20 protein-coding genes and 3 pseudogenes are annotated in these 23,221 nt (G+C 68.2%); 8 read left to right on the top strand and 15 right to left on the bottom strand.

The features are described from left to right. Window positions 1-222 precede the first annotated feature (222 nt). Window positions 223-1,383, bottom strand: coding sequence for an amidohydrolase family protein (locus tag DCO49_RS13445; RefSeq protein ID WP_116864454.1), 1,161 nt, complete (start codon window positions 1,381-1,383; stop codon window positions 223-225). A gap of 187 nt (window positions 1,384-1,570) precedes the next feature. Here DCO49_RS13445 and DCO49_RS13440 point away from each other — a divergent pair, with 187 nt between their 5' ends. Beyond that, window positions 1,571-2,212 carry a hypothetical protein gene (locus DCO49_RS13440; protein WP_116864453.1) on the top strand — a complete coding sequence of 214 codons (642 nt, stop codon included), beginning with the start codon at window positions 1,571-1,573 and terminating at the stop codon, window positions 2,210-2,212. A gap of 33 nt (window positions 2,213-2,245) precedes the next feature. On the opposite strand, the gene DCO49_RS13435 is transcribed toward DCO49_RS13440, so the two are convergent. Next, a complete protein-coding gene (locus tag DCO49_RS13435) occupies window positions 2,246-2,893 on the bottom strand; it encodes a hypothetical protein (protein ID WP_116864452.1) in 648 nt (215 codons plus the stop codon). Window positions 2,894-3,094: 201 nt separating this feature from the next. Between DCO49_RS13435 and DCO49_RS13430 the strand changes: the two genes are divergently transcribed. Further along, entirely contained in the window at window positions 3,095-3,706 is a 612-nt protein-coding gene (locus tag DCO49_RS13430) for a GNAT family protein (RefSeq protein ID WP_116864451.1), read from the top strand. Here DCO49_RS13430 and DCO49_RS13425 read toward each other — a convergent pair. Beyond that, entirely contained in the window at window positions 3,703-4,488 is a 786-nt protein-coding gene (locus DCO49_RS13425) for a CDP-diacylglycerol diphosphatase (protein ID WP_116864450.1), read from the bottom strand. The genes DCO49_RS13430 and DCO49_RS13425 overlap by 4 nt on opposite strands. Window positions 4,489-4,558: 70 nt before the next feature. Further along, window positions 4,559-5,230, bottom strand: a complete 672-nt coding sequence (locus DCO49_RS13420; RefSeq protein ID WP_116864449.1) for a decarboxylase — start codon at window positions 5,228-5,230, stop codon at window positions 4,559-4,561. Window positions 5,231-5,397: 167 nt separating this feature from the next. Between DCO49_RS13420 and DCO49_RS13415 the strand changes: the two genes are divergently transcribed. Beyond that, window positions 5,398-5,694 (top strand): I78 family peptidase inhibitor, encoded by a 297-nt coding sequence (locus tag DCO49_RS13415; RefSeq protein ID WP_116864448.1) that lies wholly within the window; start codon window positions 5,398-5,400, stop codon window positions 5,692-5,694. 108 nt (window positions 5,695-5,802) lie between these two features. Here the strand turns inward: DCO49_RS13415 and DCO49_RS13410 are convergent, their stop codons facing one another. From DCO49_RS13410 to DCO49_RS13385, 6 genes are all read right to left on the bottom strand, one after another. Then, complete coding sequence (locus DCO49_RS13410) at window positions 5,803-6,687, bottom strand: hypothetical protein (protein ID WP_116864447.1); 885 nt, start codon at window positions 6,685-6,687, stop codon at window positions 5,803-5,805. A 46-nt stretch (window positions 6,688-6,733) separates the two neighbouring features. Continuing rightward, window positions 6,734-8,440: a D-lactate dehydrogenase gene (gene dld / locus DCO49_RS13405; protein WP_116864446.1), complete on the bottom strand. Its 1,707-nt coding sequence runs from the start codon at window positions 8,438-8,440 to the stop codon at window positions 6,734-6,736. Next, window positions 8,437-9,576, bottom strand: a complete 1,140-nt coding sequence (gene lldD, locus DCO49_RS13400) for an FMN-dependent L-lactate dehydrogenase LldD (protein ID WP_116864445.1) — start codon at window positions 9,574-9,576, stop codon at window positions 8,437-8,439. Before lldD ends, dld begins: the two co-directional genes overlap by 4 nt. Before the next feature lie 18 nt (window positions 9,577-9,594). Continuing rightward, entirely contained in the window at window positions 9,595-10,359 is a 765-nt protein-coding gene (gene lldR, locus DCO49_RS13395; RefSeq protein WP_116864455.1) for a transcriptional regulator LldR, read from the bottom strand. Between the two features lie 175 nt (window positions 10,360-10,534). Then, a complete protein-coding gene (locus DCO49_RS13390) occupies window positions 10,535-10,984 on the bottom strand; it encodes an MgtC/SapB family protein (protein ID WP_116864444.1) in 450 nt (149 codons plus the stop codon). A 104-nt stretch (window positions 10,985-11,088) separates the two neighbouring features. Continuing rightward, window positions 11,089-11,847, bottom strand: a complete 759-nt coding sequence (locus tag DCO49_RS13385; protein ID WP_116864443.1) for an SDR family NAD(P)-dependent oxidoreductase — start codon at window positions 11,845-11,847, stop codon at window positions 11,089-11,091. A 190-nt stretch (window positions 11,848-12,037) separates the two neighbouring features. On the opposite strand from DCO49_RS13385, the gene DCO49_RS13380 reads away from it, so the two are divergent. Together DCO49_RS13380 and DCO49_RS13375 are read left to right on the top strand one after the other, a co-directional pair. Then, window positions 12,038-13,129: an alkene reductase gene (locus DCO49_RS13380; RefSeq protein ID WP_116864442.1), complete on the top strand. Its 1,092-nt coding sequence runs from the start codon at window positions 12,038-12,040 to the stop codon at window positions 13,127-13,129. Window positions 13,130-13,173: 44 nt separating this feature from the next. After that, window positions 13,174-13,374 (top strand): annotated as a pseudogene (locus tag DCO49_RS13375) (helix-turn-helix domain-containing protein); the annotation flags it as partial. 101 nt (window positions 13,375-13,475) lie between these two features. On the opposite strand, the gene DCO49_RS13370 reads toward DCO49_RS13375, so the two are convergent. The 3 genes from DCO49_RS13370 to DCO49_RS13360 all read right to left on the bottom strand — a co-directional run bounded on the left by DCO49_RS13370 (window position 13,476) and on the right by DCO49_RS13360 (window position 17,372). Further along, window positions 13,476-15,386: a CocE/NonD family hydrolase gene (locus tag DCO49_RS13370; RefSeq protein WP_116864441.1), complete on the bottom strand. Its 1,911-nt coding sequence runs from the start codon at window positions 15,384-15,386 to the stop codon at window positions 13,476-13,478. Between the two features lie 241 nt (window positions 15,387-15,627). Then, the gene (locus tag DCO49_RS13365) at window positions 15,628-16,014 is read right to left on the bottom strand and encodes a DUF4440 domain-containing protein (RefSeq protein ID WP_116864440.1); all 387 of its coding nucleotides are present in this window, start codon (window positions 16,012-16,014) and stop codon (window positions 15,628-15,630) included. Further along, complete coding sequence (locus DCO49_RS13360; protein ID WP_116864439.1) at window positions 16,014-17,372, bottom strand: MFS transporter; 1,359 nt, start codon at window positions 17,370-17,372, stop codon at window positions 16,014-16,016. Before DCO49_RS13360 ends, DCO49_RS13365 begins: the two co-directional genes overlap by 1 nt. A gap of 105 nt (window positions 17,373-17,477) precedes the next feature. Between DCO49_RS13360 and DCO49_RS13355 the strand changes: the two genes are divergently transcribed. Further along, on the top strand, window positions 17,478-18,383 hold the full coding sequence (locus DCO49_RS13355; protein WP_116864438.1) for a LysR family transcriptional regulator: 906 nt from the start codon (window positions 17,478-17,480) through the stop codon (window positions 18,381-18,383). 128 nt (window positions 18,384-18,511) lie between these two features. Here DCO49_RS13355 and DCO49_RS13350 read toward each other — a convergent pair whose 3' ends face one another. Next, entirely contained in the window at window positions 18,512-21,307 is a 2,796-nt protein-coding gene (locus tag DCO49_RS13350; protein WP_116864437.1) for a glycoside hydrolase family 3 protein, read from the bottom strand. Between the two features lie 334 nt (window positions 21,308-21,641). Here DCO49_RS13350 and DCO49_RS13345 point away from each other — a divergent pair, with 334 nt between their 5' ends. After that, on the top strand, window positions 21,642-22,076 hold the full coding sequence (locus tag DCO49_RS13345) for a glyoxalase (protein WP_079222247.1): 435 nt from the start codon (window positions 21,642-21,644) through the stop codon (window positions 22,074-22,076). 501 nt (window positions 22,077-22,577) lie between these two features. Here the strand turns inward: DCO49_RS13345 and DCO49_RS13330 are convergent. Then, window positions 22,578-22,778, bottom strand: a pseudogene (locus tag DCO49_RS13330) (sterol desaturase family protein); the annotation flags it as partial. Window positions 22,779-23,087: 309 nt separating this feature from the next. Between DCO49_RS13330 and DCO49_RS20680 the strand changes: the two are divergent. After that, window positions 23,088-23,221: pseudogene (locus tag DCO49_RS20680) on the top strand (DNA lesion error-prone repair protein ImuA); the annotation flags it as partial.

Here is a 23,221-nt window from a genome sequence, read left to right as displayed (position 1 = left end):
GATGAATTCAGTCGATATCCGACAGATGTGCCGACCAACGGTCGGCACCCACCAACAGCACACGGGAACTGTCAGAGGCGGGGGTGTAGGTGGGCAGGACCCCGGAGGGGCATTTACGGCGTGTCCTGACCACTTACACCGCACCGCCATCCCACGGAATGCCGCTCTGGCTTTTTGACGTTGAATTTGATTCGGCAGGTGCAGGGCTGCAAGCCCTGCCGACTACACCCACCTTCCCTGGACAACCACGCGCCGCTCGACCGGCACACCTGCCACCGCTGCCGGACCGTGATCCGCCCGCACCGCCACGAACGTCGCCGGCAGCCCCTCGCCCATCCCGTAGTCCGGCAACCCGATCACCGCCGCCGCATGCGTGGTGACCATGTTCAACGCCAGCATCAGGTCCGCATCCGTGTAGAACCCCGAACGGTAGCCCAGCAGCATCGCCCGCTGCAGCAGATCGCCATTACCGTAGGGCCACCAGCAGTCACGGATGTTGTCGTTGCCCGCGAACACCCGCACCCCGGCATCATGCAGCGCCCGCAGCGGCGGGAACGGATGATCGCCCGGCGCGTTGCTCATGATCGCCACGCCGGCGGCCGCCAGGGCCTCGCCCACCGGCAGTGCGCGCGCCAGCGGCACCTCGCCCAGTGCGTAGGCGTGACTGACCGCCACCCTGCCCTGCAGCCCGGCAGCACGCGTACGCGCGGCGATGCGCAGCAGCTGGGCCAGGCCGGCTTCGCCCGGTTCGTGCAGGTGGATGTCCAGGCGCACGCCATAGCGCTCGGCCAGGCCGAACAGCAGGGCCAGCTGCCCCTCGGCATCGCCATCCAGCGTGGTCGGGTCGATGCCACCCAGCACCTCCACGCCCTCGGCCAGGGCCTGCTCCAGCACCACGGCCGTGCCCGCGCAGGACATCACCCCCGCCTGCGGGAACGCCACCAGCTGGATCTGCATGAAGTCTGCGCAGCGCTGCGCAGCCTCGCGCACGGCCTGCAGGTGCCGCAGGCCGGTGCTGGCGTCGATATCGACGTGGCAGCGCATCGCCACGGTACCGAAGCCGCTGCACTGGCGGATCAGCGCCACGGCGCGGTCCACCATCGGCGCGGCGTCGGCCACGGCGGCCTTTTCCACCGCCAAGCGCTCGCGCAGGCTGGCCACCGGCTGGTGCGGATGCCAGCGGTCGCCGACGAAACTCTTGTCCAGGTGGATGTGCCCATCCACCAGGCCCGGCAGCAGGGTAAAACCCTGCAGGTCGATGACCTCGGCACCTTCAGCCGGGCCCGCTGTGCGGTTGAAACCCTCGAAACGCCCGTCGCGGATGTGGAAATGCACCGGCGCACCCTCGCGGTCGACGCCGCCGTGGATGAACTGCAGGGTCATGGGGGGAACTCCCGGAAAGCCAGACAAGGGCCCCATCGTGCGCCGCGCCCGGCCCATCGGCCAACGAAATATCTGCATGCCTCGTATTTGGCAACGCGATGAATGCCCGAAGGGTCGCGACGCTTTCGGCACGCCGGGGACACGCCTGAACGGGTAACATGGGCGCCTGTTTCCGCTGTGATGCCGCATGGGCCCGTCCGACCGCCACGATCGTCTCCGCCGCTGGCAGGCCGCATCCCTGCTGGCCGCTGCCCCGATCGCCAGCCTGTCCGCCGCCGATGCCGGTGCCACCGCGCCGCTGCAGGCGCCGCCCGGACAGCAGCGCGTCGCGCCCGCCGCCCTGGTCGAGCAGCTGCACCAGCGCGTGCTGGCCGGCCCCAGTGCAACCGGTACGCTGGAAAGCTGGTGCGCCGAGCATGGCCTGGCCGAGCAGGCCCGCGTGCGCGCCGTGCGCGTGCACGGCCAGGACAAGGCGGCACCGGCCGACGTGCTGAAGGCGCTCGGTGCGGGCGCCGATACGGCACTGCGCTATCGCCGTGTGCAACTGTTCTGCGGCAGCCGCGTGCTCTCCGAAGCCGACAACTGGTACCTGCCGGGCCGTCTCAGCGCGGCGATGAACCAAGTGCTGGACAGCAGCGACGAACCGTTCGGCCGCGTGGTCGGCCCCCTCGGCTTCCAGCGCCAGACCCTTGCCGACCAGACCTTCTGGCCACCGCGCGGCGATGGCGACCATGGCGTCATCCTGGAAGTGCGTGCCCTGCTGCGCGACCACCAGCAGCAGGCCTTCAGCTACGTCATCGAGTCGTACAGCGTGCAGGCGCTGCCCTGACGGCGAGCGTGCGGTACTCGAGCAGGCTCGGCGCTACTGGCTGATGCCGTTGGCAGTGGGATTGATCGAGAACACGAACCGCCCCGAAGACTGCCCGTTTCCCAGCGGATACTCGGCCGTCATCAACGCGTAATGCGGTGCGCCGCGGTCCTTGCCGAACACGCCAACCCAGTCACGGAATCCACCTTGGCTGCGGCTGCGCACCTCGCCCATGCACAGGGTGTAGCCACACGACAGCGAGGCCAGCGCCACGTCCGCGCCCAGCGCACGGGTCGCCGCGGCGTGGTACAACCGGGTCAGATCCTGCGCATCCGGACTTAGCGACGCATCCGCTTCGAACTGTTGCAGGGCTGCTTTGAAGCTTCTGCTGGAAAGGAGAGTGGCCTCGGCCTGGTCGCCCGACAATTCACCGCCGTTCAGCAGTCGCGACTCTCCTACGAGATAGGCCGCATTCGATGGCATGGCGTGTTGTGCCAGCGGTCCAGCTGCGGCGGCACGTGGACGCGCAGGCGCAGGCACGGGCGCCCGCTCATCATCGGGAGAGGCGGCGTGACCGGTCGCCTGCGCCTCCGATACGTCCGCCTTGACGGGGCGCTGCGCGATCTCATTGCGCGCGGTTCCGGTTTCGCCCGGATGGCAGCCTGGCGACACGCCCAGCAGCATCCCGGCGATCAACAGCATCCTTGCATCCATCCGTGCACTCCCTGCGTGGAAAGGCCACAGCATCGGCCGTTCGCACACGTTGCGCCATCTGCATCGCACAAACAAGCGCCCTGCAACCGCGCCTTCATCCCTGAACGGCCGTGAACCATCGCGCAGTACGCTCCGCACTTTGCAACAAATTTCATGGGCATCGCCCCGCGCAGACGGGATCGTGGCCGGATGTGCATCGAACCGAACCCCACGTCCCTTCCTGCCCTGCACCCGGTACTGCGCCGCCACCTGCTGCTGCTGGGCCATGGTTCCATCAACCTGCGCTCGCTGCAGCGCACCGACCTGTCCGGCTGGCGCACGCTGTGCGGGCAGCGCCGCACCCGCTGCAACCTGAACTGCCGCAACGAGGCCGAGGTGCAGCTGTTCATCGGCATCCAGCGCTCGCGCCTGCAGGAGGACAATGACCGCCTGCTGCTGGGCGTGTTCGACCAGCCCAGCCATACCCTGATCGACCAGCTGACCGTGCGGCTGCAGTCCGCGCGCGACCGCAGCGCCGAGCTGCAGCGCTTCTGCCAGGCCGACTGGACCGATGCGCAACGCTTCGCCGACACGCTGCAGGCGCTGTGCCCGTTCCTGTTCGAACAGGTCGGACTGCACCGTGTGTATGTGATGCTTCCACCCGACGACAGCGCCGGGCTTGCAGACGTGCTGCGCGCCGCCGGCTTCGAGAACGAAGGCCTGCTTCGCGACCATCACCTGGGCCCTGACGGCTGGGAAGACCGCAGCCTGCATGCGCTGACCGCGCCGACCTGGCGCCGCCAGCATCCCGCGCGGGGCTAGCGCACCCGCTCCAGCGCGGAACCGGCGCCGGTCAGCACGCTGCACGCGTGGTCCTGCAGCTCCTCGGCACTGGCGTCGTTGCCGGTGGCGGTGTCGAGCCGGGTCGCCAAGAGCACGAACCCGGGAGCGCCGTGCGCATCGCGGTGACCGGCCACCAGCAGGCTCCAGCTGCCGACGTCGGCCGGGCCGCTCAGGTCGAAGGCCAGCAGGTTCAGCGGGTTGGCGGTCAGCTCCGCGCCCGGCAGCACGCGCGCCTGGTACGGGTGGCCACGCAGCGGCACCGGCAGCGGCGCCCACTGCTGCCCCAGCGCTGCACGCTGCGCGTCCAGCGCCTGCACCACCTCGGCACGCAGGCAGTCCACGTGGATGTGCAACTGGTGCTGCGAGCGACCATGCGGCGAGTTCAACGCCAGGCTGGCCACTTCGCGCGGCAGCGGCTGGCCAAGCGCCTGCTGGGTATGCGAGCGCGCCTGCCATGCGGCGGCGAAGTAGTTCGGCACGCCCTTGCGGTACAGGCCGGGGCTTTCAATGCCACTGACCTTGTCCAGCGGCATCAGCAGGAACTGGTAATCCCCATGCGAATCCTTGACCAGTACGTCGCGGCGGTCGGCGCCGGGCTGCACCTGCAGGCAGGCACCTCGCGGGCCATCGCTCCCTCCGCAGTCGCGCTCGATCAGGCGCCACAGCGCATCGGAATGGGCCGGCGGCGGCGGCGGCGGCGGCGCGCTGGCACAGGCAGCCAAGGTGGTCAGGGACAACAACAGCATGGGACGCAGTGACACGGTGGAAACTCACGTAAACAGGGCACGACAGGCAGCGCCGCGCGCCTATTGTAGAGGGCCGCCTACCCGCTCAGTACGTCCCGAACGGCACTTCCACGACCTTCGCCGGGCCATGGCCCGGGGCCTGCAGGGTGTAGCGGTCAAGCGCACCGTCGTCATCGGCAAAGGGCAGGCGCTGGAACTGCACCCGGTACTGCACCTCCCCCAAGCGCACCGTGGTCGCCTCCGGGTCCAGCGCGGCAGCTTCCGGCAGCAGCAGGCCGCCCAGGTCACTGTAGGCACCGGCAACATCGGCGAAGGTGTAATCGGCCAGCTCATCCACCCGCTGCATCGCATAGACATGCGGCACATAGGGCCGGGACGGGCTGCGCACGTTGCCGAGGTCATCCACCCCGGCCTGTGCGAGATGGTACTGCTCGCGCAGCGCGGCCACGCCCAGCGACGGACTGGCCACCTGCAGGCAGCACACCGCGCGGCGGCCTTCGCGATCAAGGATGACGAAGCGGTCGCCGCGGGTCGCTTCCTGCGGCAGCATGCCGAACGCCAGGTTGCGCTGCGCCGGCTCATGGCCGGCCTCGGTCTGCAGGTTTCGCCAGCCACCGAACACGGGGGCAGCATCGGCTGTTGCGGCCGCCACTGCCGGGTCGATGGTCGCGGCGTTGGCCGTCGCCGTTGCCAGCAGCAACGGCAGCACTGCCATCGAGGTCAGCCAGCCCTGTCCGTGCGCACTGCCTGCCTTCATACCCTGTTCCGTACCTGCGCCGGAATGGCCCGACCTGCCCGTCGGCGCGATGCCGCACGTTCGCGCACTATGCATCGACGGTCGGCCATCGGCAATGATGCGATCGCTGTCGGGGCCGCGTCAGACAGTGCTATGGTGCGGCCATTCCCCTGCAATGGAGCGCCCGCATGACTGCCCCCCGCCTGTACCTGCTGCTTCCTGCCACTGCACTGCTGCTGTCGGCCTGCGTCAGCACGCCCGGCCCGCAGGTCAAGGGCAGCGGCCGCTGCGATGCCAGCACGCTGGGCTGGGCCGTGGGCCAGCCGGCCAACGAGGCCAACATGCGGCGCCTGTCCAGCGAAAGCGGTGCCGGCCTGGTCAACCCGATCGGACCGACCACCATCACCACCAAGGACATCCGCCCGGACCGCCTGCGCGTGTACGTGGACAAGAACAACGTCATCACCGCCGCACGCTGCGAGTGACCCTTCTGTAGAGCCAAGCCCATGCTCGGCTGCTCTGGCCTTCTGTAGAGCCGAGCCATGCTTGGCTGCCCCCGCAAACGCAGTCGAGCAAGCTCGACGCTACCGCGCTCAGGGCTCGGTATAGCCCGCGCAGTCCGGCAGCGCCTGGTCCGGCTGATAAGCACCACCACTGAAGCGGAACGTGCGCACATAGGTGCACGCAGGGTCCTGCTCGGTGCGCAGGTCCTTCTTCGTCAGCGGGCCCTTGGCCAGCGAATCCTCGTTGCGTGACACACCGGCCGGGAAGCGCGTGGCCACCGTCCGGTAGCGCAGCACCGGCATCGCCGTGGCGGTGGAATCCAGCGAGAGCCTGGCCGAGAACCCGTAGCTGTCATGGCAGGCGCCAGCGCGCTGCTTCATATCCTGCTCGCTGAAGCAGGCACGGATCTCCGCATGTCCCGCCCAGGCCACACCGAGCACGTCATTGTCGACCTGGATGCCGTCGTCCAGGTGCCGCACCCGTGCCAGCTGCAGGCGCGACGCATCGGCACCGCCGCCGGAATACATGTTGCCGACCTTGCTGATGCCGCCGACCAGCACGTTCTGCCGCACACGCTGCTGCGGATCGGCCACGGCCTGGTCGGCACCCACGCCCGGTGCCAGGCGCACGATCCATGGCCACAGTGACAGCTCACCTTCAGACGGCACATCCATCGTCACGTGCCACGACTGCGGCTGGCCCGTGCCCTGTGCACGTTCGGTCACCACCAGCGTGGTGGATGCCTCACCTTCGGTGTCGCTGGGCTGCAGGGCCACGCACCAGGCACGGTCGGCCGTGCAGTTCTGCAGGCGGTCCCGGCCATCGTCGCCGGGCAACACCACCTGGCCCAGCGGTTCCATCACATTGCCTGCAGCGTCGCGCTGCTGCGGCAGGATCGATCCCTGCGCAGATGCCAGTGCCGGCGCGGACAGCAGCAGCGCAAGCCACGCGGCTCGCGAAATCATCGTGTGCATCGTCACTCCTGCGCCTCGGCGCGTCCCTCCGGAATGCCGATGATAGTCAATGCCCGCTGCAATCGCAGCCGCCCCACCCCGCCACCTTGGACGTGTGGCCGATACCGGGATTGAACGTGTTGCTCGGGTCCAGCTGCCGATAGAAACCAGCCAGCGCCGGCTTGGCCGGGTACAGGTGGCCGACGTTGTGTTCGGCCGGATACTCCGCGCCACGCTGGTCCAGCAGCGCCCACATCGCATGTTCGATGGCCACCGGGTCTTCGCCTTTGCGCGCGATGTAATCCTGGTGGAACACATGGCAGAGGAAGTGCCCGTAGTACAGCTTGTGCAGCAGGCGCCCATCGATGTCGGCGGGCAGCGTCTCGAACCAGTCCGCATCGTCGCGGCGCAGGGCGATGTCCAGCGCCACGATGTCCTGGACCTGCGCGCGATGGACTTCCCGGTAGCGCACGGCCGCGCCAGCCACGGCGAAACGATGCAGGAACGCCTTGCGCCCTTCCTCGGCGCTGCAGCGGAAGAAACCACCCTCATTGTTGGCGAAGCACTCGCGCAGCCAGCGCTCGGTCTCCGCGGCATCCTGCGCCGACACCTTCAGCAGCAGGTGATGTTCGTAGCGCTGGCGGAACTCGCCCATGCGTGGCGGCAGGTGCGACGGGAGCAGGCCGACCAGCGCCTGCATCACCCGGTCGGTCACCCCGCGCAGGCCCAGCCGCTCGAACCAGCCATCCACGCGGCTCTTCAGCGCGAACGCCGTCGGCACGCGCGCCGTGCCGAGGCGATCGATCAGCAGGAAGGTGTCCTTGCCGTAGCGCTCGCCGATGTCGTACGCATCGCGGTGGATGTACTCACCGGCAATCGGCAGGCGCTCGAAGCCAGTCAGCAACTGGCGGCGGATGGCGGTGAGCGTGGCGGTGCGGTTGCTGCCGATGTAGAACACCTCGGCGGCTTCCTTCTCGAACGTATCCAGGCGCACGGCGAACACCGCCAGTTTTCCCGCCGAACCGGAGGCCTCGTAATGGCGACCGGGATCGGCGTTGAAACGCGCGGGCGTATCCGCATCGACACGTCGCACATCCTCGGCATAACGCGCATCGGAGGCAGCGCGGCCATCGCCGTCGCCAATGTCGGACGGGCTATAGTCGCCCGCCTGCAGGCGCTGCAGGATCTGCTCAGGCGCATCGCCGAGGGCAATGCCGAGGTGGTTGACCAGCTGCAGCTGGCCTTGTGCATCGACCTGCGCGAACAGTGCCAGCTCGGTATAGGCCGGGCCACGGCGCACCAGTGCGCCGCCGGAGTTGTTGCAGATGCCGCCCAGCACCGAGGCACCGATGCACGACGAGCCGATCACCGAATGCGGCTCGCGCCCCAGCGGTGCCAGCATCTGCTCCAGACGATCCAGCGTCGCCCCGGGCAGGCACAGTACCTGGCGGCCCTCGTTCAACAGCTGGATGCCGGTCAGGCGCAGCGTGCTGACCAGTACGATCGGCCGATCGTAGTCGCCGCCATCGGGAGTGGAACCGCCGGTCAGGCCGGTATTGGCCGCCTGCAGGATGATCGCCGCCCCACCCTGCACCGCCGCCTGCAGCACCCGCCAGAGTTCCAGCAGCGTGCCCGGGCGCACCACGGCAAGCACCGGGCCTTCGCCGAACCGATAGCCGCGGCGGAAACGACGCGTCGCCTTGTCACCGGTCAGCACATGGCGGCTGCCGACGGCGGCACGCAGCTGCGCCAGCACGCTCGCGTGGTCGCTCATGGCAGGCTGGCCAGCGAGTCGCGGCCGATATCGGCGATGCGGCGCGCGCCGGTCAGCGTCATCGCAACGCGCATTTCCTTGGCGATCAGGTCCAGCAGGTTGGCCACGCCGGCCTCACCCTGTGCGGCCAGTGCATAGACGAAGGCGCGGCCCAGCAGCACCGTGTCGGCACCCAGCGCCAGCATGCGCACCACGTCCAGGCCGTTGCGGATGCCCGAATCGGCAAGGATCTTCAGGTCGCCCTGCACGGCATCGGCGATGGCCGGCAGTGCGCGTGCGGTGGACAGCACGCCATCCAGCTGGCGGCCACCGTGGTTGGAGACCACGATGCCATCGGCGCCGAACTTAACCGCGTCGCGCGCGTCGTCCGGGTCGAGGATGCCCTTGATCACCATCGGCCCCTTCCAGAACTCGCGGATCCACTCCAGGTCCTTCCAGGAAATGGACGGGTCGAAGTTGCTGCCCAGCCAGCCGATGTAGTCCGCCAGTCCGGTCGGGTTGCCGCGGTAGGCGGAAATGTTGCCGAGGTCGTGCGGGCGCCCGAGCAGGCCCACGTCCCACGCCCAGCGCGGGTGGGTGATGGCCTGGCCGATGCGGCGCAGCGAGGCCTTGGGACCGCTCATGCCCGAATGCGCGTCACGATAGCGCGCGCCGGGCACCGGCATGTCCACGGTGAACACCAGGGTGGTCACACCAGCCGCCTGCGCACGCTCCAGCGCGTTGCGCATGAAGCCGCGGTCGCGCAACACGTACAGCTGGAACCACATCGGCCGCTGGATGGCCGGCGCGACTTCCTCGATCGGGCACACCGAGACGGTCGACAGGGTGAACGGAATGCCACGGCTGTCAGCCGCACGCGCGGCCTGTACCTCACCGCGCCGGGCGTACATGCCGGTCAGGCCGACCGGCGCCAGCGCCACCGGCATCGCCAGCGTTTCGCCGAACAGCTCGGTTTCCAGGCTGAGGTCGGACATGTTGCGCAGGATGCGCTGGCGCAGCGCGATGTCGGACAGGTCGGAAACGTTGCGCTTCAGCGTGTGCTCGGCATACGCGCCGCCATCGATGTAGTGGAACAGGAACGGCGGCAGTCGCCGCTCGGCTGCGGCACGGTAGTCGGTGGAAGCGGAAATGATCATGGGGTCAGCCGGAAGTCATCAGCCATGCGGGGAAGGGAGACGCGAGGCCCGCGCACGCCGGGCTTCGTTGTCATCGAGCGTGCGCAGCGTGGTGTGCACGAACTCAAGGTGGGCATGGGCCGCGGCGCGCGCGCGTTCGGGCTCGCCCGCCAGCACCGCATCCATCATCTCGCGATGCTGGTCGGACAGCGGCGAGAAGGTTGCTGCCGAGGTGTAGAGCTTCTCGCGGCTCTGCGAGATGTTGGTCTGCAGCAGCTCGAACAGGCCGCGCATCACCTGCAGCAGCACCAGGTTGTGCGAGGCCTCGGCGATGGACAGGTGGAAGGCCGCATCGGCTGCGGCCTCGCCGGCCGGGTCATTCTTGCCGTGCGCGTCCAGCATGGTCTGGAAGGCCCGACTGATGCGCGCGCGATCCTCCTCGGTGGCACGCAGCGCGGCATGCCACGCCGTGGCACCTTCCAGCGCGTGGCGGATCTCCAGCACATCGAAACGGTATTCCGGATCGCCCTGGAACACCGGCAGGTAGGGCACCAGGGGTTCCTGCAGCGCCTGCCGGGCGAGTGCCGCCGGGTCGGCCACGTAGGTGCCGCCGCCGACGCGCGCGGTCAGCAGCCCCTGGCTGGCCAGCTGCGCGATAGCCTCGCGCAGCGCGGTGCGCGAGACTCCCAGCTCCAGCGCCAGAGTGCGCTCGGCCGGCAGCCGGTCGCCGGGCTGCAGCTGCTGTTCCTGCACCAGCAGGCGCAGCTGCGCGGCCACCTTGTCGGAGACACGCGTCGAGGTCATGAAGTCCACCTGGCGGCAGACCCATATTGGTATGACCATTTATTGAAGGATAGGCACAAACGATTCAAGGCAGGCGATCAAAGCAGGCGAGAATCCTATTTAATCACAGCTTTCGCCTTTACATTGGTCCGACCATTTGGCTGCCATTGGGGTCAGAGCCCCTGCGGGGATCCGATCAGAGCTTCCTCTCCACCCGCCGGATCACCGCCAGCACCAGCACGCACAGCACGCTCACCCCGATGGCGATCACGTACTTGCCGATGCCCACCGCGATGCCGATGGCCGCAGCCATCACCAGCGAACTTGCCGTGGTCAATCCGCTGACCTGGTCCTCGCGGTTGCCGCGAAGGATGGTGCCCGCCGCCACGAAACCAACGCAGGCCACCACCGCCTCGATCAGGCGCACCGGATCGACCTGCAGCAGGTCGCGGTAGCGCTCCTGCTGGAAATGTTCGGCCACCGAATCACCGAGGCCGACGATCAGCGCCGCCGCCCCGGCAATCAACATGTGCGTGCGCAGGCCCGCAGCGTGCTTGCCCATCTCGCGTTCGACGCCCAGCACGCCGCCGAACAGCATCGCCGCGGCCACGCGCAGCAAGATCGATACATCCTGGGTCAGTTCCATCGGCAGGCTCCGGGAGTTTCCCCGGAGCGTCGCGCGAGGGCCGTAGCACCACGGTGAAGGTGCCACCACGGCCGGTTCAGCCGGCAGCGCCGGGCTTCAGTGCATCACTGCGCCAGGTAGCCACCGTCGATCGCGTAGTAGGTGCCGGTCGCGAACGAGGCATCATCACTGGCCAGCCAAGCCACCAGCGCCGCCACTTCTTCCGGCGTGCCCAGGCGCTTAAGTGCATGGCGCCCTTCCAGCGTTGCGCGCACCTTGGCATCCATCTTCTCCAGCAGCGGCGTGGCGATGAAGCCCGGGCCGACCGCGTTGATGCGGATGCCGTCGCCGGCGTGTTCCCACGCGGCGGTCTGGGTCAGGCCCACCACGCCGTGCTTGGCCGCCACGTAGGCGGTCGAACCGGCATAGCCCACCTGGCCCAGGATCGAGGCCATGTTGATGATGCTGCCGCCCTTGCCCGCCGCGCGCATCGCCTGGATCTGCGCACGCTGGCACAGGAACACGCTGGTCAGGTTCACATCGACCACGCGCTTCCAGCCATCGACCGGATAGTCGCCACTGCTCGCGGCCGGGCCGCCGATGCCGGCGTTGTTCACCGCCACGTCGATGCCCCCCAACTCCTTCACCGTGCGCTGTACCGCTGCCTCTACCGCCGTTTCATCAGTTACGTCCAATGCGACGCCCATGGCCTGCACGCCCTTCGCCTTCAGGCGCTGCACGGTGGCATCCACGGCGTCCTGTTTCAGGTCCCACACCGAGAGGCTGGCACCGGATGCAGCAAGCAGTTCCGCCACGGCCAGGCCGATGCCGGACACACCTCCGGTCACGATCGCGGTCTTGCCCTTGAGCTGATAGTCGATCATCTGTGTTCTCCACGTGTTGGTCATCGATGCGGAGCGTGTCCGCCTGTTGATGACGTTACGCCCGCGCGTGTTACGGACGTGCCATCTGCAGCGACATTCGACGCCCATTGCCTGCAACGAACCTTCTCATCGCTGCAACGCATTCGCGCTTATGCTCCAAGCCACACCTCTCCCCCCAGTGGAACCTTCAATGAGCCCTGCCGCCGATCTGCTGTTCACGCCCACCCACCTTGGCGATATCGCCGTGGCCAACCGCATCGCCATGGCACCGCTGACGCGCAACCGTGCGCTGCCCGACCGCGTGCCCTCACCGCTGGCAATCACTTACTACCAGCAGCGTGCCAGCGCCGGCTTGATCATTGCCGAGGCAACGCAGATCAGCCCGCTCGGCCAGGGCTACCTCGACACCCCGGGCATCTACAGCGACGCGCAGGTGGCTGGATGGAAGCCGGTAACCGACGCGGTGCACGCCGCCGGTGGCCGCATCGTGCTGCAGCTCTGGCACGTTGGCCGCATCTCCCACACCAGCCTGCTGCCGGAAGGCGAAGTGCCGGTGGCACCGAGCGCGATCCGTGCCAATGGCAAGACCTTCACCGCCAATGGCTTCGAGGATGTGTCGGCGCCACGTGCACTGGACATCGAGGAAATCCCGGCGCTGATCGAGGACTACCGCACCGCCGCGCGCAACGCGATTGCCGCGGGCTTCGATGGCGTGGAAGTGCACGCCGCCAATGGCTACCTGATCGACCAGTTCCTGCGCGATGGCAGCAACCACCGCAGCGATGCCTATGGTGGCAGCATCGAGAACCGCACGCGCCTGCTGTTTGAAGTGGTCAGCGCGGTGGCCGAAGCCATTGGCCCGGCCCGCACCGGCGTGCGCCTGTCGCCGGTCACGCCGGTCAACGATGCGCACGACAGCAATCCGCAGCCGCTGTTCGACCGCGCGGTGGAGCGCCTGGACACCATCGAGGGCCTGGCCTTCATCCATGTCATCGAAGGGGCCACTGGCGGCGACCGTGACAACCTCGCCTTCGACTACGCCGGCCTGCGTGCGCGTTTCCGTGGCCCGTGGATTGCCAACAACGGCTACGACGCCGTGCGTGCCGAGCAGGCCGTTGCCAGCGGCTACGCCGACATGGTGGCCTTCGGCCGACCGTTCATCGCCAACCCCGATCTGGTGGCACGCCTGCGCAGCGGCGCCGCTCTGGCCGACCTCGACCCCAATACCCTGTATGGCGGCGGCGAACACGGCTACACCGACTACCCTGCACTGGGCGCATAATCCATTGTCCCCGGCCCGTCGCTGCGGCGGCGGGCCCGCGCTAGTATGGCTGTTCGGTGTTCGATTACCTGCAGGAACAGCGCATGCACCACGCCGAGCAGGGCCTGCGCGAACGTGGCTGGAGCGTCGAGCAGGCGGCGGCCGCGACCGGCTACCGCCACCCGAGCAACTTCGCAGCGGCCTTCCGCAAACGCTTCGGCCTGGTACCCATCCGCTGGCGTACCGGGCCCTCGAAGGTGGGGTGACCTGCGCTCTGGCGGATTGGCCTCCGCTCTGGTGGGTGTCGACCGTTGGTCGACACGCTGTTGCATGCACCGCCGGGCAGAGCCCGGCGCGCTCACCAACCTCAATACACCGGCAGATCGATGTAACTGGCCTGTGCGGCGCTGTGCCAGACCCGCTGCGTGGCCTTCTGGTAATCCCCCGGCTTTGCCAGGTAGATGTTCGGCACATAGGTCTGCGGGTTGCGGTCGTACAGCGGGAACAGGCTGGACTGCACCTGCACCATCACCCGGTGCCCCTTCTGGAACACGTGGTTGGCATTGGGCAGGTCGAAGCGGTACGGCTGCACCTGGTTGGCCACCAGCGCCTTGGGCTCACTGAAGCTCTCGCGATAGCGGCCGCGGAAGATCGCCAGCGAGACCGGCAGCTCATAACCACCCATTTCCGGCGACGAGGCATCCTGGTCCGGGTACACGTCGATCAGCTTCACCACCCAGTCGCTGTCGGTGCCACTGGTCGACGCCTGCAGGTGCACCGCCGGCGCGCCACCGATGCGCAGCGGTTCGCTCAGCGGCTCGGTGATGAAGGTCAGCACGTCCGGTCGACCATCGACGAAGCGCTGGTCCTTCACCAGCCAGGTGGTCCACATGTCACGATCGCCGAAGCGCACCGGACGCGGCACGAACGGCACCGGCTTGGCCGGGTCGGACACGTATTCCTCGAAGTCACCCTCGCCCGCCGCCGGCGCCTGGAAGGCCAGCTTGCCACCGGCACGCAGGTACAGCGGCTTGCTGGCTGCGGCGCACTCCTTCTGGCAGCTGCGCGGCCAGCCCTGCAGGCGGTCCCAATGGTTTTCACCGGTGTTGTAGATCAATACCGGCGGCGTATCGGCCTTCGGTGCGCCGTCCACCAGGTACTGGTCGAAGAACGGCTTGAGCACGTCGCGGCGGAACTGCAGCGCAGTATCACCGTCGAACTTCAGCGCGCCCAGCGAGTCACCGGTGTAGTTCACCTGGCTGTGCCGCCACGGGCCCATCACCAGATAGTTGAGGGTGTTGCCGGAGTCGCGGCCCTCCATCGCCTGGTAGGCATGGTTGGCGCCCCACATGTCTTCCTGGTCCCACAGGCCCTGCAGCCACATGGTCGGCACTTTCAGCGGCGTCTTCGCCATCACCGCGTCCAGCGCCTGGCCCTGCCAGAAGGCATCGTAGGACGGGTGCTGTACCAGCTTCTTCCACCAGGTCAGCTGGTCCACGCCGGTGAAGTGCGCATAGTCGCCAGCCGAACCGATACGCAGGAAAGTGCTGTAATCGTCGTAGCCGAGGCTGGGCAGCGGCGTGCCCTTGCCGCGCTTCTCGGTCTGCATCGCGAAGTAATTGAAATTGACCTGGCGGAACGCGCCGTAGTTGAGCCAGTCGTCGCCCATCCAGCCGTCGACCATCGGACTTTCCGGTGCGGCAACCTTCAGCGCCGGGTGCGGGTCGGTCAAGGCCATCACCACCGTGAAGCCCTCATACGACGAGCCCAGCATGCCGACCTTGCCGTTGGTCTCCGGCACGTGCTTGACCAGCCAGTCGATGGTATCCCACGCATCGGTGGAATGGTCGACCTTGGTGTTGTTCAGCGGACCGCGCAACGGCCGGGTCATCACGTAATCGCCTTCGGAACCGTACTTGCCGCGGATGTCCTGGAAGACGCGGATGTAGCCGCCATCGACGAACACCTCATCGCCCTGCGGCAGCATGTCGCGCATGCGCGGCGAATCGGTGCGGCTGGCGCGGCCGGCCGCGTCGTACGGCGTGCGGGTCAGCAGGATCGGCGCGTTGTGCGCGCCCTTGGGCACCACGATGACGGTGTACAGCTTGGTGCCATCGCGCATCGGCACCATCACCACGCGCTTGTCATAGTCACGGCCAACATCGGGGACCACGAAGGGCTTGCCGCTGATGTCCGGGGTCATCGGCGGGGTATCGGCGGCCAGCACGGTGCTGGACAGGCCAAGGGCGATCGCTACAGCAACGGCACGCACACGCATGGAAACCCCTCCCGACAGGAAAGTCCCAAGCCTACTCCTGCCCTGCCCGGTGAAGTGTGTGCAGGCTTTGCGTTCTGCGCTCTTTGGGGGCAGGACTGATGGCACATGTGCCGTGTGGCATCGGAGCGCTCGCCGGGCAGGGCCCGGCGCTACCGACCCGCGGCCCCGAGGGGCGGCGTCCCATGCCCGGCGGATCCGATCCGCGCCCCGAGGTAGCGCCGGGCCATGCCCGGCGGATCCGTCAGCCCGATTGAACCTCATGCAGCGCCAACCAGCGCCAACGCCCCTGTTCCTGCCGCAGCACCGCCAGCGACTCCCGCCACGCGACCGCCCCATCACCCACCGCATGCCCCTCGCGATAGCGCAGCACGGCCAGCGGTGACGGCGCGTCAATCACCTGCACGGCGTCGATGGCGATGCGCAGGCCGGGGCGCGCACCATGCCCACCCACGAACAACGCCTGTACCGCCTGCCGATCCAGCCGCCGCCCGGCAATGCCGACCATGCTGAAGTCGGCGCAGAAATGCGCCATCAGTTCGTCGAGTGCTTCAGCGGCGACTTCGGCGCGGAACCAGGCCTGCAGTGTGTCGTGCAGTTCGTGGATTTCATGTTCGGCTGTTTGTTGCATCAGGCATGCTCCGGTTGCGCAAGTGTCAGGGGCTGCGTGCGGCGCAACAGCGCCATCGGCAGCAGGGTAAGGAAAGCGGCCAGGCCCAGCGCCACACCGGTGGCCCGCGCCGGCAGCCACTGCATGGCCAGGGCCAGCAGCAGCGCGATGGCGGCGGTGCCAAGACAGAAGCTGAGCTGTCGGTTGAGATTCCACAGTGCACTGGCATCACCCAGCGCTTCTGCCTCTACACCATGGAAGGCCAGCGTCTGCGCGGTACTGCTGCACAGGCTGCCGCCCGCCCCCATCAGCGCGAACAGGAGTGCCGCCAGCGCGAAGGACGGCTGCGGCAGCAGGGCCATCAGCAGCAGGCCCGACGCCTGCAGCAACATCCCGCCACGCAGCGCTGCCGCAGGCCCGAACCGCGCCAGCAGGCGATGGCTGCCGGTGATGGCCAGCGCCGAGGCCAGCGCCCACGGCAGCATCAGCGCACCGATGCGTGCGGCGCTGTAACCGGCCTGGTGCAGCTGCAACGTGCTGGCCAGCTGGCTGCCGATGAAAACGCCCGGCACGGCCAGATAGACCAGCATCGCCAGCCGCAGCCCGCGATGGGACAGCATCGACCAGCGCAGCAGCGGCTGTGCCTGCCGACGTGCGTGGCGCAGGTGGGCGGTCGCCAGCACCAGCGCCAGCAGCAACAGCACAGCACCGGCAATCCGATGGCCTGGCTCGCCCAGCCAGGTCAGCGCCAGCAGCAGCACGCCCAGCGCGCTCATCGCCGTGGCCAGCGCATAGGCCTGCAGCCGGGGTGCGGTGCGCTCACCATCGGCCGGCATCCATGCCAGCACCAGACCCATCGCCGCCAGTGCCTGCGGCAGGCTGGCCCACAGCACGCCGCGCCAGGACAGCCACTGCACCAGCAGCCCACCCAGCGCCGGTGCCATTGCCGGAACCAGCAGCGCCACCAGCAGGATGCGGCGGGTCAGCGCGCCGCGCTGGTCAGGGCTGCACTGCCGGTAGGCCGCAGCCTGCGCGACCGGGATCAGCAGTCCACCGGCCAGGCCCTGCAGCAGCCGCCAGCCCAGCAGCCAGCCGATGCCCGGCGCCGCACCGGCGAAGGCCGCCGCCAGCGCGAAGAGCAGCAGCGCCACCAGCAGCAGACGGCGCTCGCCACAGCGCGCGGCCAGCCACGGTGCCAGCGGAATCACCACGCTCAGTCCCAGCATGTAGGCCGTGCCGACCCACGCCAGCATTCCGACATCCGCATGCAGCTCGGCCGCCAGCGCGGGGTAGGCAACCGTGGCGATGAACATGTTGACCAGGTCCAGGGCGAACACCAGCAGAAAGATCGCCTCGTGGCGCAGGCGGGGGGATGGCATCGGCGTCGCTCCAGCGGGGAAGCGGCGATCATGCCTTTTGATGGTTGTTGGAAAAACACGACAGCAGCTGCAACACTGTCAAATATGTTTTGACAACGAATCGCCATGGTCAGCCTTGATCGCTTTGACATCTTCCGCGCCGTGGTCGACGCCGGCAGCCTCACAGCGGCCGCCGACCGCCTCGGTCTCAGCCGCGCGGTGGTCAGCTTCAACCTGAAGCGGCTGGAGCAGGAACTGGGGGTGACCCTGCTGCTGCGCAGTACCCGCCATCTGGCCCTGACCGAGGCCGGTGAACAGTTCCTGCAGCATTGCGTGCAGGCACTGGATGCGGCCCAGGCGGCGATCGATGCCGCGCGCCGCGACCAGCACCAGCTGCAGGGTACGCTGCGCATGACCACCACGCCGGAATACGCGCAGCTGCGGCTGATCCCGGCGCTGGAGGCATTCCGCGCGCGGCATCCGGCGCTGCAGCTGCATCTGTCCACGTCGCCGGCACCGGCCGACCTGATTCCCGAGCGTTTCGACGTGGCGATCCGCCTTGGCCGCCTGCCGGATTCAGGCCTGCATGCCAGCGAACTGGAGCGGCACCCGCTGTGCGCGGTGGCCGCACCGTCGCTGCTGGCGCGCCTGTCCTCTGCCGATGCGGCCGATGACCCGGTGCAGCTGGGCGCCCTGCCCCGCCTCGGCTATCCGCGCCTGGCCGATGTGCCGGTAGTGGCGCCCGACGGCAGCGACGCATTGTTTGCAACCAATCCGGGCAATGCCGTGGTGCGCGTGGACGGGGCCAGCAGCCTGCGCGCCTTCGCTCTGGCCGGTGCAGGCGTTACCGTGCTGCCGCGCTGGCTGATCGAGGACGACCTGGCCCACGGCCGCCTGCGGCCGGTGCTGCGCCAGCACCGTTTCCCGCAGCAGAGCGTCTACGCCGTCTACCCGCACAGCACGCAGCCCTCGCCGAAGGTTCGCCAGTTGATCGATTTCCTGCGCGGGTGGTTCACCGGCACGCCGGGCTGATGATGGCGCCCGCCGGGGATACCGTGACCGGGTAGCGCCGGGCCATGCCCGGTGAGCGCAGCGGCATCCCATAAAAAGAAACGGCCCCTTTTCGGGGCCGTTTCTTCGAACATCAATAACCCGCTGGATCAGCGCAGCACCTGCTCCGCCAGCTGCACGTCCACCGTCTGCAGCGGTTCGGCCGCGTTGCGCGACAGCTGCACCTGGTAGGTACCGCCGACGATCTTCCACTGGCGCGCCTGCGCATCGTAGTGGGCCAGGGTCTTCGGCTCGGCTTCGATGCGGATGCGGCGCTGTTCGCCCGGCTGCAGCTGCACCTTGTCGTAGCCGATCAGGCGGATCGGCGTGCTGCTGCCGGCCGGCAGCTTCAGGTACAGCTGGGCCACGTCCGCACCGGCGCGCTTGCCGGTGTTGCGGATGTCCACGCTGGCGACCAGGCGCGAACCTTCCACGCTCACCTTCAGGTTTTCATAGGCGAACGAGGTGTAGGACAGGCCGTGGCCGAACGCGAAGGTCGGGGTCAGGCCCTTGGCGGCCATCCACTTGTAGCCGACGTTGGCGCCTTCGATATCGAAATCGAACACGTCGCCGAATTCCTTCTTCGGCTTGAAGCCCAGGCCGTCGATGTGCGGGCGCGGCAGCTGCGATTCGTCCACCACCCAGGTCACCGGCAGGCGGCCGGACGGGTTTGCCTGGCCGGTCAGCAGCGCGGCGATGCCTTCACCACCGCGGATGCCCGGGTACCAGGCCTGCAGCATCGCCGGCACCTGCGCCAGCCACGGGGTACGCACCGGGCCGTTGGTTTCCAGCACCAGCACGGTCTTCGGGTTGGCCTTGGCCACCGCCGAGATCAGCGCGTCCTGGTTGTCGGGCAGCTGCATGTCCGGCAGGTCCACCGATTCGGCCGCCCACTGGGTGGCGAATACGATGGCTACGTCGGCCTGCGCGGCTGCCTTGGCCGCCGCAGCGGCGTTGCTGCCGTCCACATACTCGATGGTCGCGTCCGGACGCGCTGCACGCAGCGATTCCAACGGCGAGGACGGGTGGAAGATCACCGGACCCGGCCAGGTGGTCGGCATCACGCCCGGCACTGCGTTGGTGCCCTTGGCGGTCACGCCCACCATCGACGAACCACCACCACCGATCACGCCCTTGTCGGCATGGCCACCGATGATGACGATGCGCTTCACGCTGTCGGCCAGCGGCAGCAGGTTGCCTTCATTGCGCAGCAGCACGCTGCCTTCTTCCACCGTGCGCTGGGCAACGGCGTAGCCGGCTTCGGCATCCACCTTCTGGTGCTGCGGCGGATTGTCGAAGTTGCCATGCAGGAACATCGTGCGCAGGATGCGCGTCACCATGTCGTTCAGGCGCGCCTGCGGCACCACGCCGCCGTGCACGGCCAGGCGCAGCGGTTCGTCGAAGAACACCGCCGCGTCGAACACTTCACCGGCCGACTGCTGGTCCAGGCCGGCCAGCGCCGCCTTCGAACCGCTGTGCACGCCACCCCAGTCGGACATCACGAAACCGGGGAACTTCCATTCCTGCTTCAGCACCTGGTTCATCAGATAGCCGTTCTCGCAGCCGTAGGTGCCGTTGATCTTGTTGTACGAGCACATCGCCACGCCCGGGCGACCGGCTTCCAGCGCGATCTCGAAGGCCAGCAGGTCCGATTCGTGCATGGCCTGTTCGCCGATGCGCACGTCGTGGAAGTTGCGGCGGGTCTCCATGTCGTTCAGCGCGAAGTGCTTCATCGAGGAGATCACGTGCTGGCTCTGCACGCCCTGGATCAGCGCGCCGACCATCGAACCAGCCAGCAGCGGGTCTTCACCGGCGTATTCGAAGTTGCGACCGTTGCGCGGGTCACGCTGCAGGTTGACGCTGCCTGACAGCAGGATGTTGAAGCGCTGCTGCCACGCTTCGCGGCCCATGGTCGCGCCACCGGCGAAGGCCACTTCGCGGTTCCAGCTGGAGGCGGTGGACGGGCCGGACGGCATCGCGGTGGCAAAGTCACCCGGACGGATGCCGCCCGGGTTGGTCACGCCCACGCCGGCATCGGCCGACTGCTGCGCCGGAATGCCCAGGCGCGGCACCGCCGGCACGAAACCGGCCGAACCCACCGCGCCTTCCGGCAGCGGGCCACCGTCCTTGCCCAGCCCGAAGTAGCTGTGCAGCATCTGGAACTTCTCGTCCTCGGTCATCGCCTTCAGCAGCAGCGCAGCGCGCGCATCGGCGTTGAGGGTGGTGTCCATCCACGGCTGCTCGCCGCCCTTGTCGGCCACGTAGGCCAGGGTCAGCAGGGTCGCGCGCAGGGCGCTGCCATCGATCTTGAACGGCGCGCTGCTGGCAGCCTGGAAGCCATCGCTGAAGTAGCTGGCGTCGGCTTCCAGGGCCACGCGTGCCGGATCGAAGCCGGCGGCCTTGGCCGATTCACCGGCCACCGCACCCAGCAGCACGGCCGGTGCGCCCAGGCGCGAACGGGTGACCAGGGCCGGCAGGCGCGCGGCGCCCGCACCGGCATCGGTGTACAGCGCCACGGTGTGGCGGCCATCGTCCAGGCGCAGGTAGTTCAGGCCCGGCTGGTCGGGGCCGGATTCGGCGGCGATCGGCAGGCGGGTCAGCACGGCCTGGCCCTGCTGGGTCTGGCCGTCATCCTTGCCGGCGGCGATGAAGCGGTATTCGTAGCCCAGGCCATCGGCCAGCAGCTGCAGCGGATCGACCTGGCCGATGCCGCGCTGCACCTGGCGCACGCTGACGGCGTCCACCTGCAGGGATTTCAGCTGGGCAGCCAGGGCGGGAATGGCATCGGCGGTCGGCGTCTGGTCCAGGGTCAGCACGGTGAAGGCGGCCGTGTCGGCCCAGGCCGGGGCGGCCAGCGCGGCAGACAGCGCAAGGGACAGGGCAAGCGGCTTTGTAAACGTTTTCATCGGCGGGCGTAATTCCGTTGCCAAGGCAATCGGTCCAAGGAAAGTGCCGCCGAAGGGTGCAGCGTTCATGCCGCGCGGGCGTTGCCAGGCAACACACCGCGGGCCAGGGGACGGACCGGTCTGCGCGCGGGACCCTCCTCCCGGCGTGACAACCTGCCTGCCCGGGCCGTCGAGCGGCCCATCCCATTAAGATTGGGCGAGGCCGTTGATGACTGTCAACAGGACCTAAGTCACAGGCCCCCATCTGGCCCTGGTTATCAGGCCATTACCGGCGATCATCAGCGGGCCGCAGGGGCGTGCCGATAATGGGAGTTCCCGGCGATGGACCGAGCCCATGAACGTACACCGCACTTTCGACCACCTCTGGCGCGACCGCTGTGATACTTCCAGCCAGCGCAGCCCGCGCGTACTGATCCGCGTGTTCGTCACTCCCGGCGAGCTGGAGCGCAGCGTGGCGTTCTACGAGCAGCTGCAGGGCGTGGTGGCCGATGCCGGCTTTCCATTCCCCGATGCCGGCCTGCGCCTGGCCATGGTCGGTGCGTTCCTGCTGATCGAAGGCAGCGATGACGCGCTGGCACCGTTCACCTCCACCACCGGCACGTTGCTGGTCGATGATGTGCGGCCCTATCACGACAGGCTGGTGGCGGCCGGCGCTGAGATCATCTTCCCGCTGCAGGTCGTGCCCACCGGCGCGGCGTTCAATGCGGTGCATCCCGATGGCACCGTGGTCGAGTACGTGCACCATCGCCCGGATCCGCACGGGCGGTGATGGGGCGGCCGGGCTGCCGCCCGGCACCCGCTGACGTCAACGTCAACGTCAACGTCAACGTCAAAAGCCTGCATTCCGTGGGATGGCGGGGTGGATCCGGTTGAGGGGGACGCCGTAAACCCATCGATGGGGGCTTGGTCGCGGCATCCATGCCGCTCACACCCCCTCAACCGGACCCACCCCGCCTTCGACAGTTTCCTGCGAGCTGTTGGAACTTGCTGCTGATAGAGGCTGCTGCTGATGGTGGTGGGTGCCGACCGTTGGTCGGCACGGGGGGCGGATCTGCATGGATTCAATTCCGGTGGAGGTCCATCCACGCACGGCGTGGATCTACAGTTGCGGCATGCCCCACCCCGCCCTGCCCTGAACTGGCACCCTGCTGCTGGATGCACACGCCGCCCTGCTGCAGGGCCACGCTGGTGGCAGCGGCACGCACGCGCATTACGCCCACCAGCTGCTGCTCAGCGATGGTGCGCCCTGGCAGGTGGAGATCGACGGCGTATCGCCGTGGTCGTGGTTGAACGCCGGGTCGTAAGGCCAGAGGCGTTCGGCCACGAATGAAACGGCGATGGCGAGGGCGAGGGCGAGCAGGGCCAGCAGCCACAGCGGGTTGCCGTGGTGGTGGCCGACCCAGGCGATGGCGGCGACGACGAAGGCGGACAGGAACAACGGGGCGTACAGGCGGAGGATCCAGCGTTTCATCGGCAGGCCGTGAGTGAGGGGCCTGCAGAGTGCCCCCCGCGTCCCCGGCCGGGATTGAACAAACGGCGCAACGCGCAGGTCGACGGGGTCGGGGATTCCCCGGTAGATCCACGCCATGCGTGGCTGCCTTTGGCCTTCATCAACCTGAAATCCCATCCCGGAATTTCATTAGTAATTCTACTTACAAGGCGAGTAGCATGTCGGTCTCAGCCCCTGATCCCGGCCCATCGATACTCGCTCCATGCCCGTCGTTCCCGCCCATTCCTGCCGCTTCCCGCCTGTCCGGCACCTCCTCTGGAGGACCGGCTGATGGGTGCCGTCGTCGCGCTCGACCGTCTGCTGGACGGCCGCCAGCTGTGGCGTGGCCCGGCGCGCACCGGGCCGGCCAGCGACCACCTGGCCAGCGGCCACCCGGCGCTGGATGCCCGCCTGCCCGGCGGTGG

Origin of the sequence: Stenotrophomonas sp. SPM, assembly GCF_003105135.1 — a bacterium.
Lineage (GTDB): Bacteria > Pseudomonadota > Gammaproteobacteria > Xanthomonadales > Xanthomonadaceae > Stenotrophomonas.
This window is presented reverse-complemented; position numbering and strand designations above follow the sequence as displayed.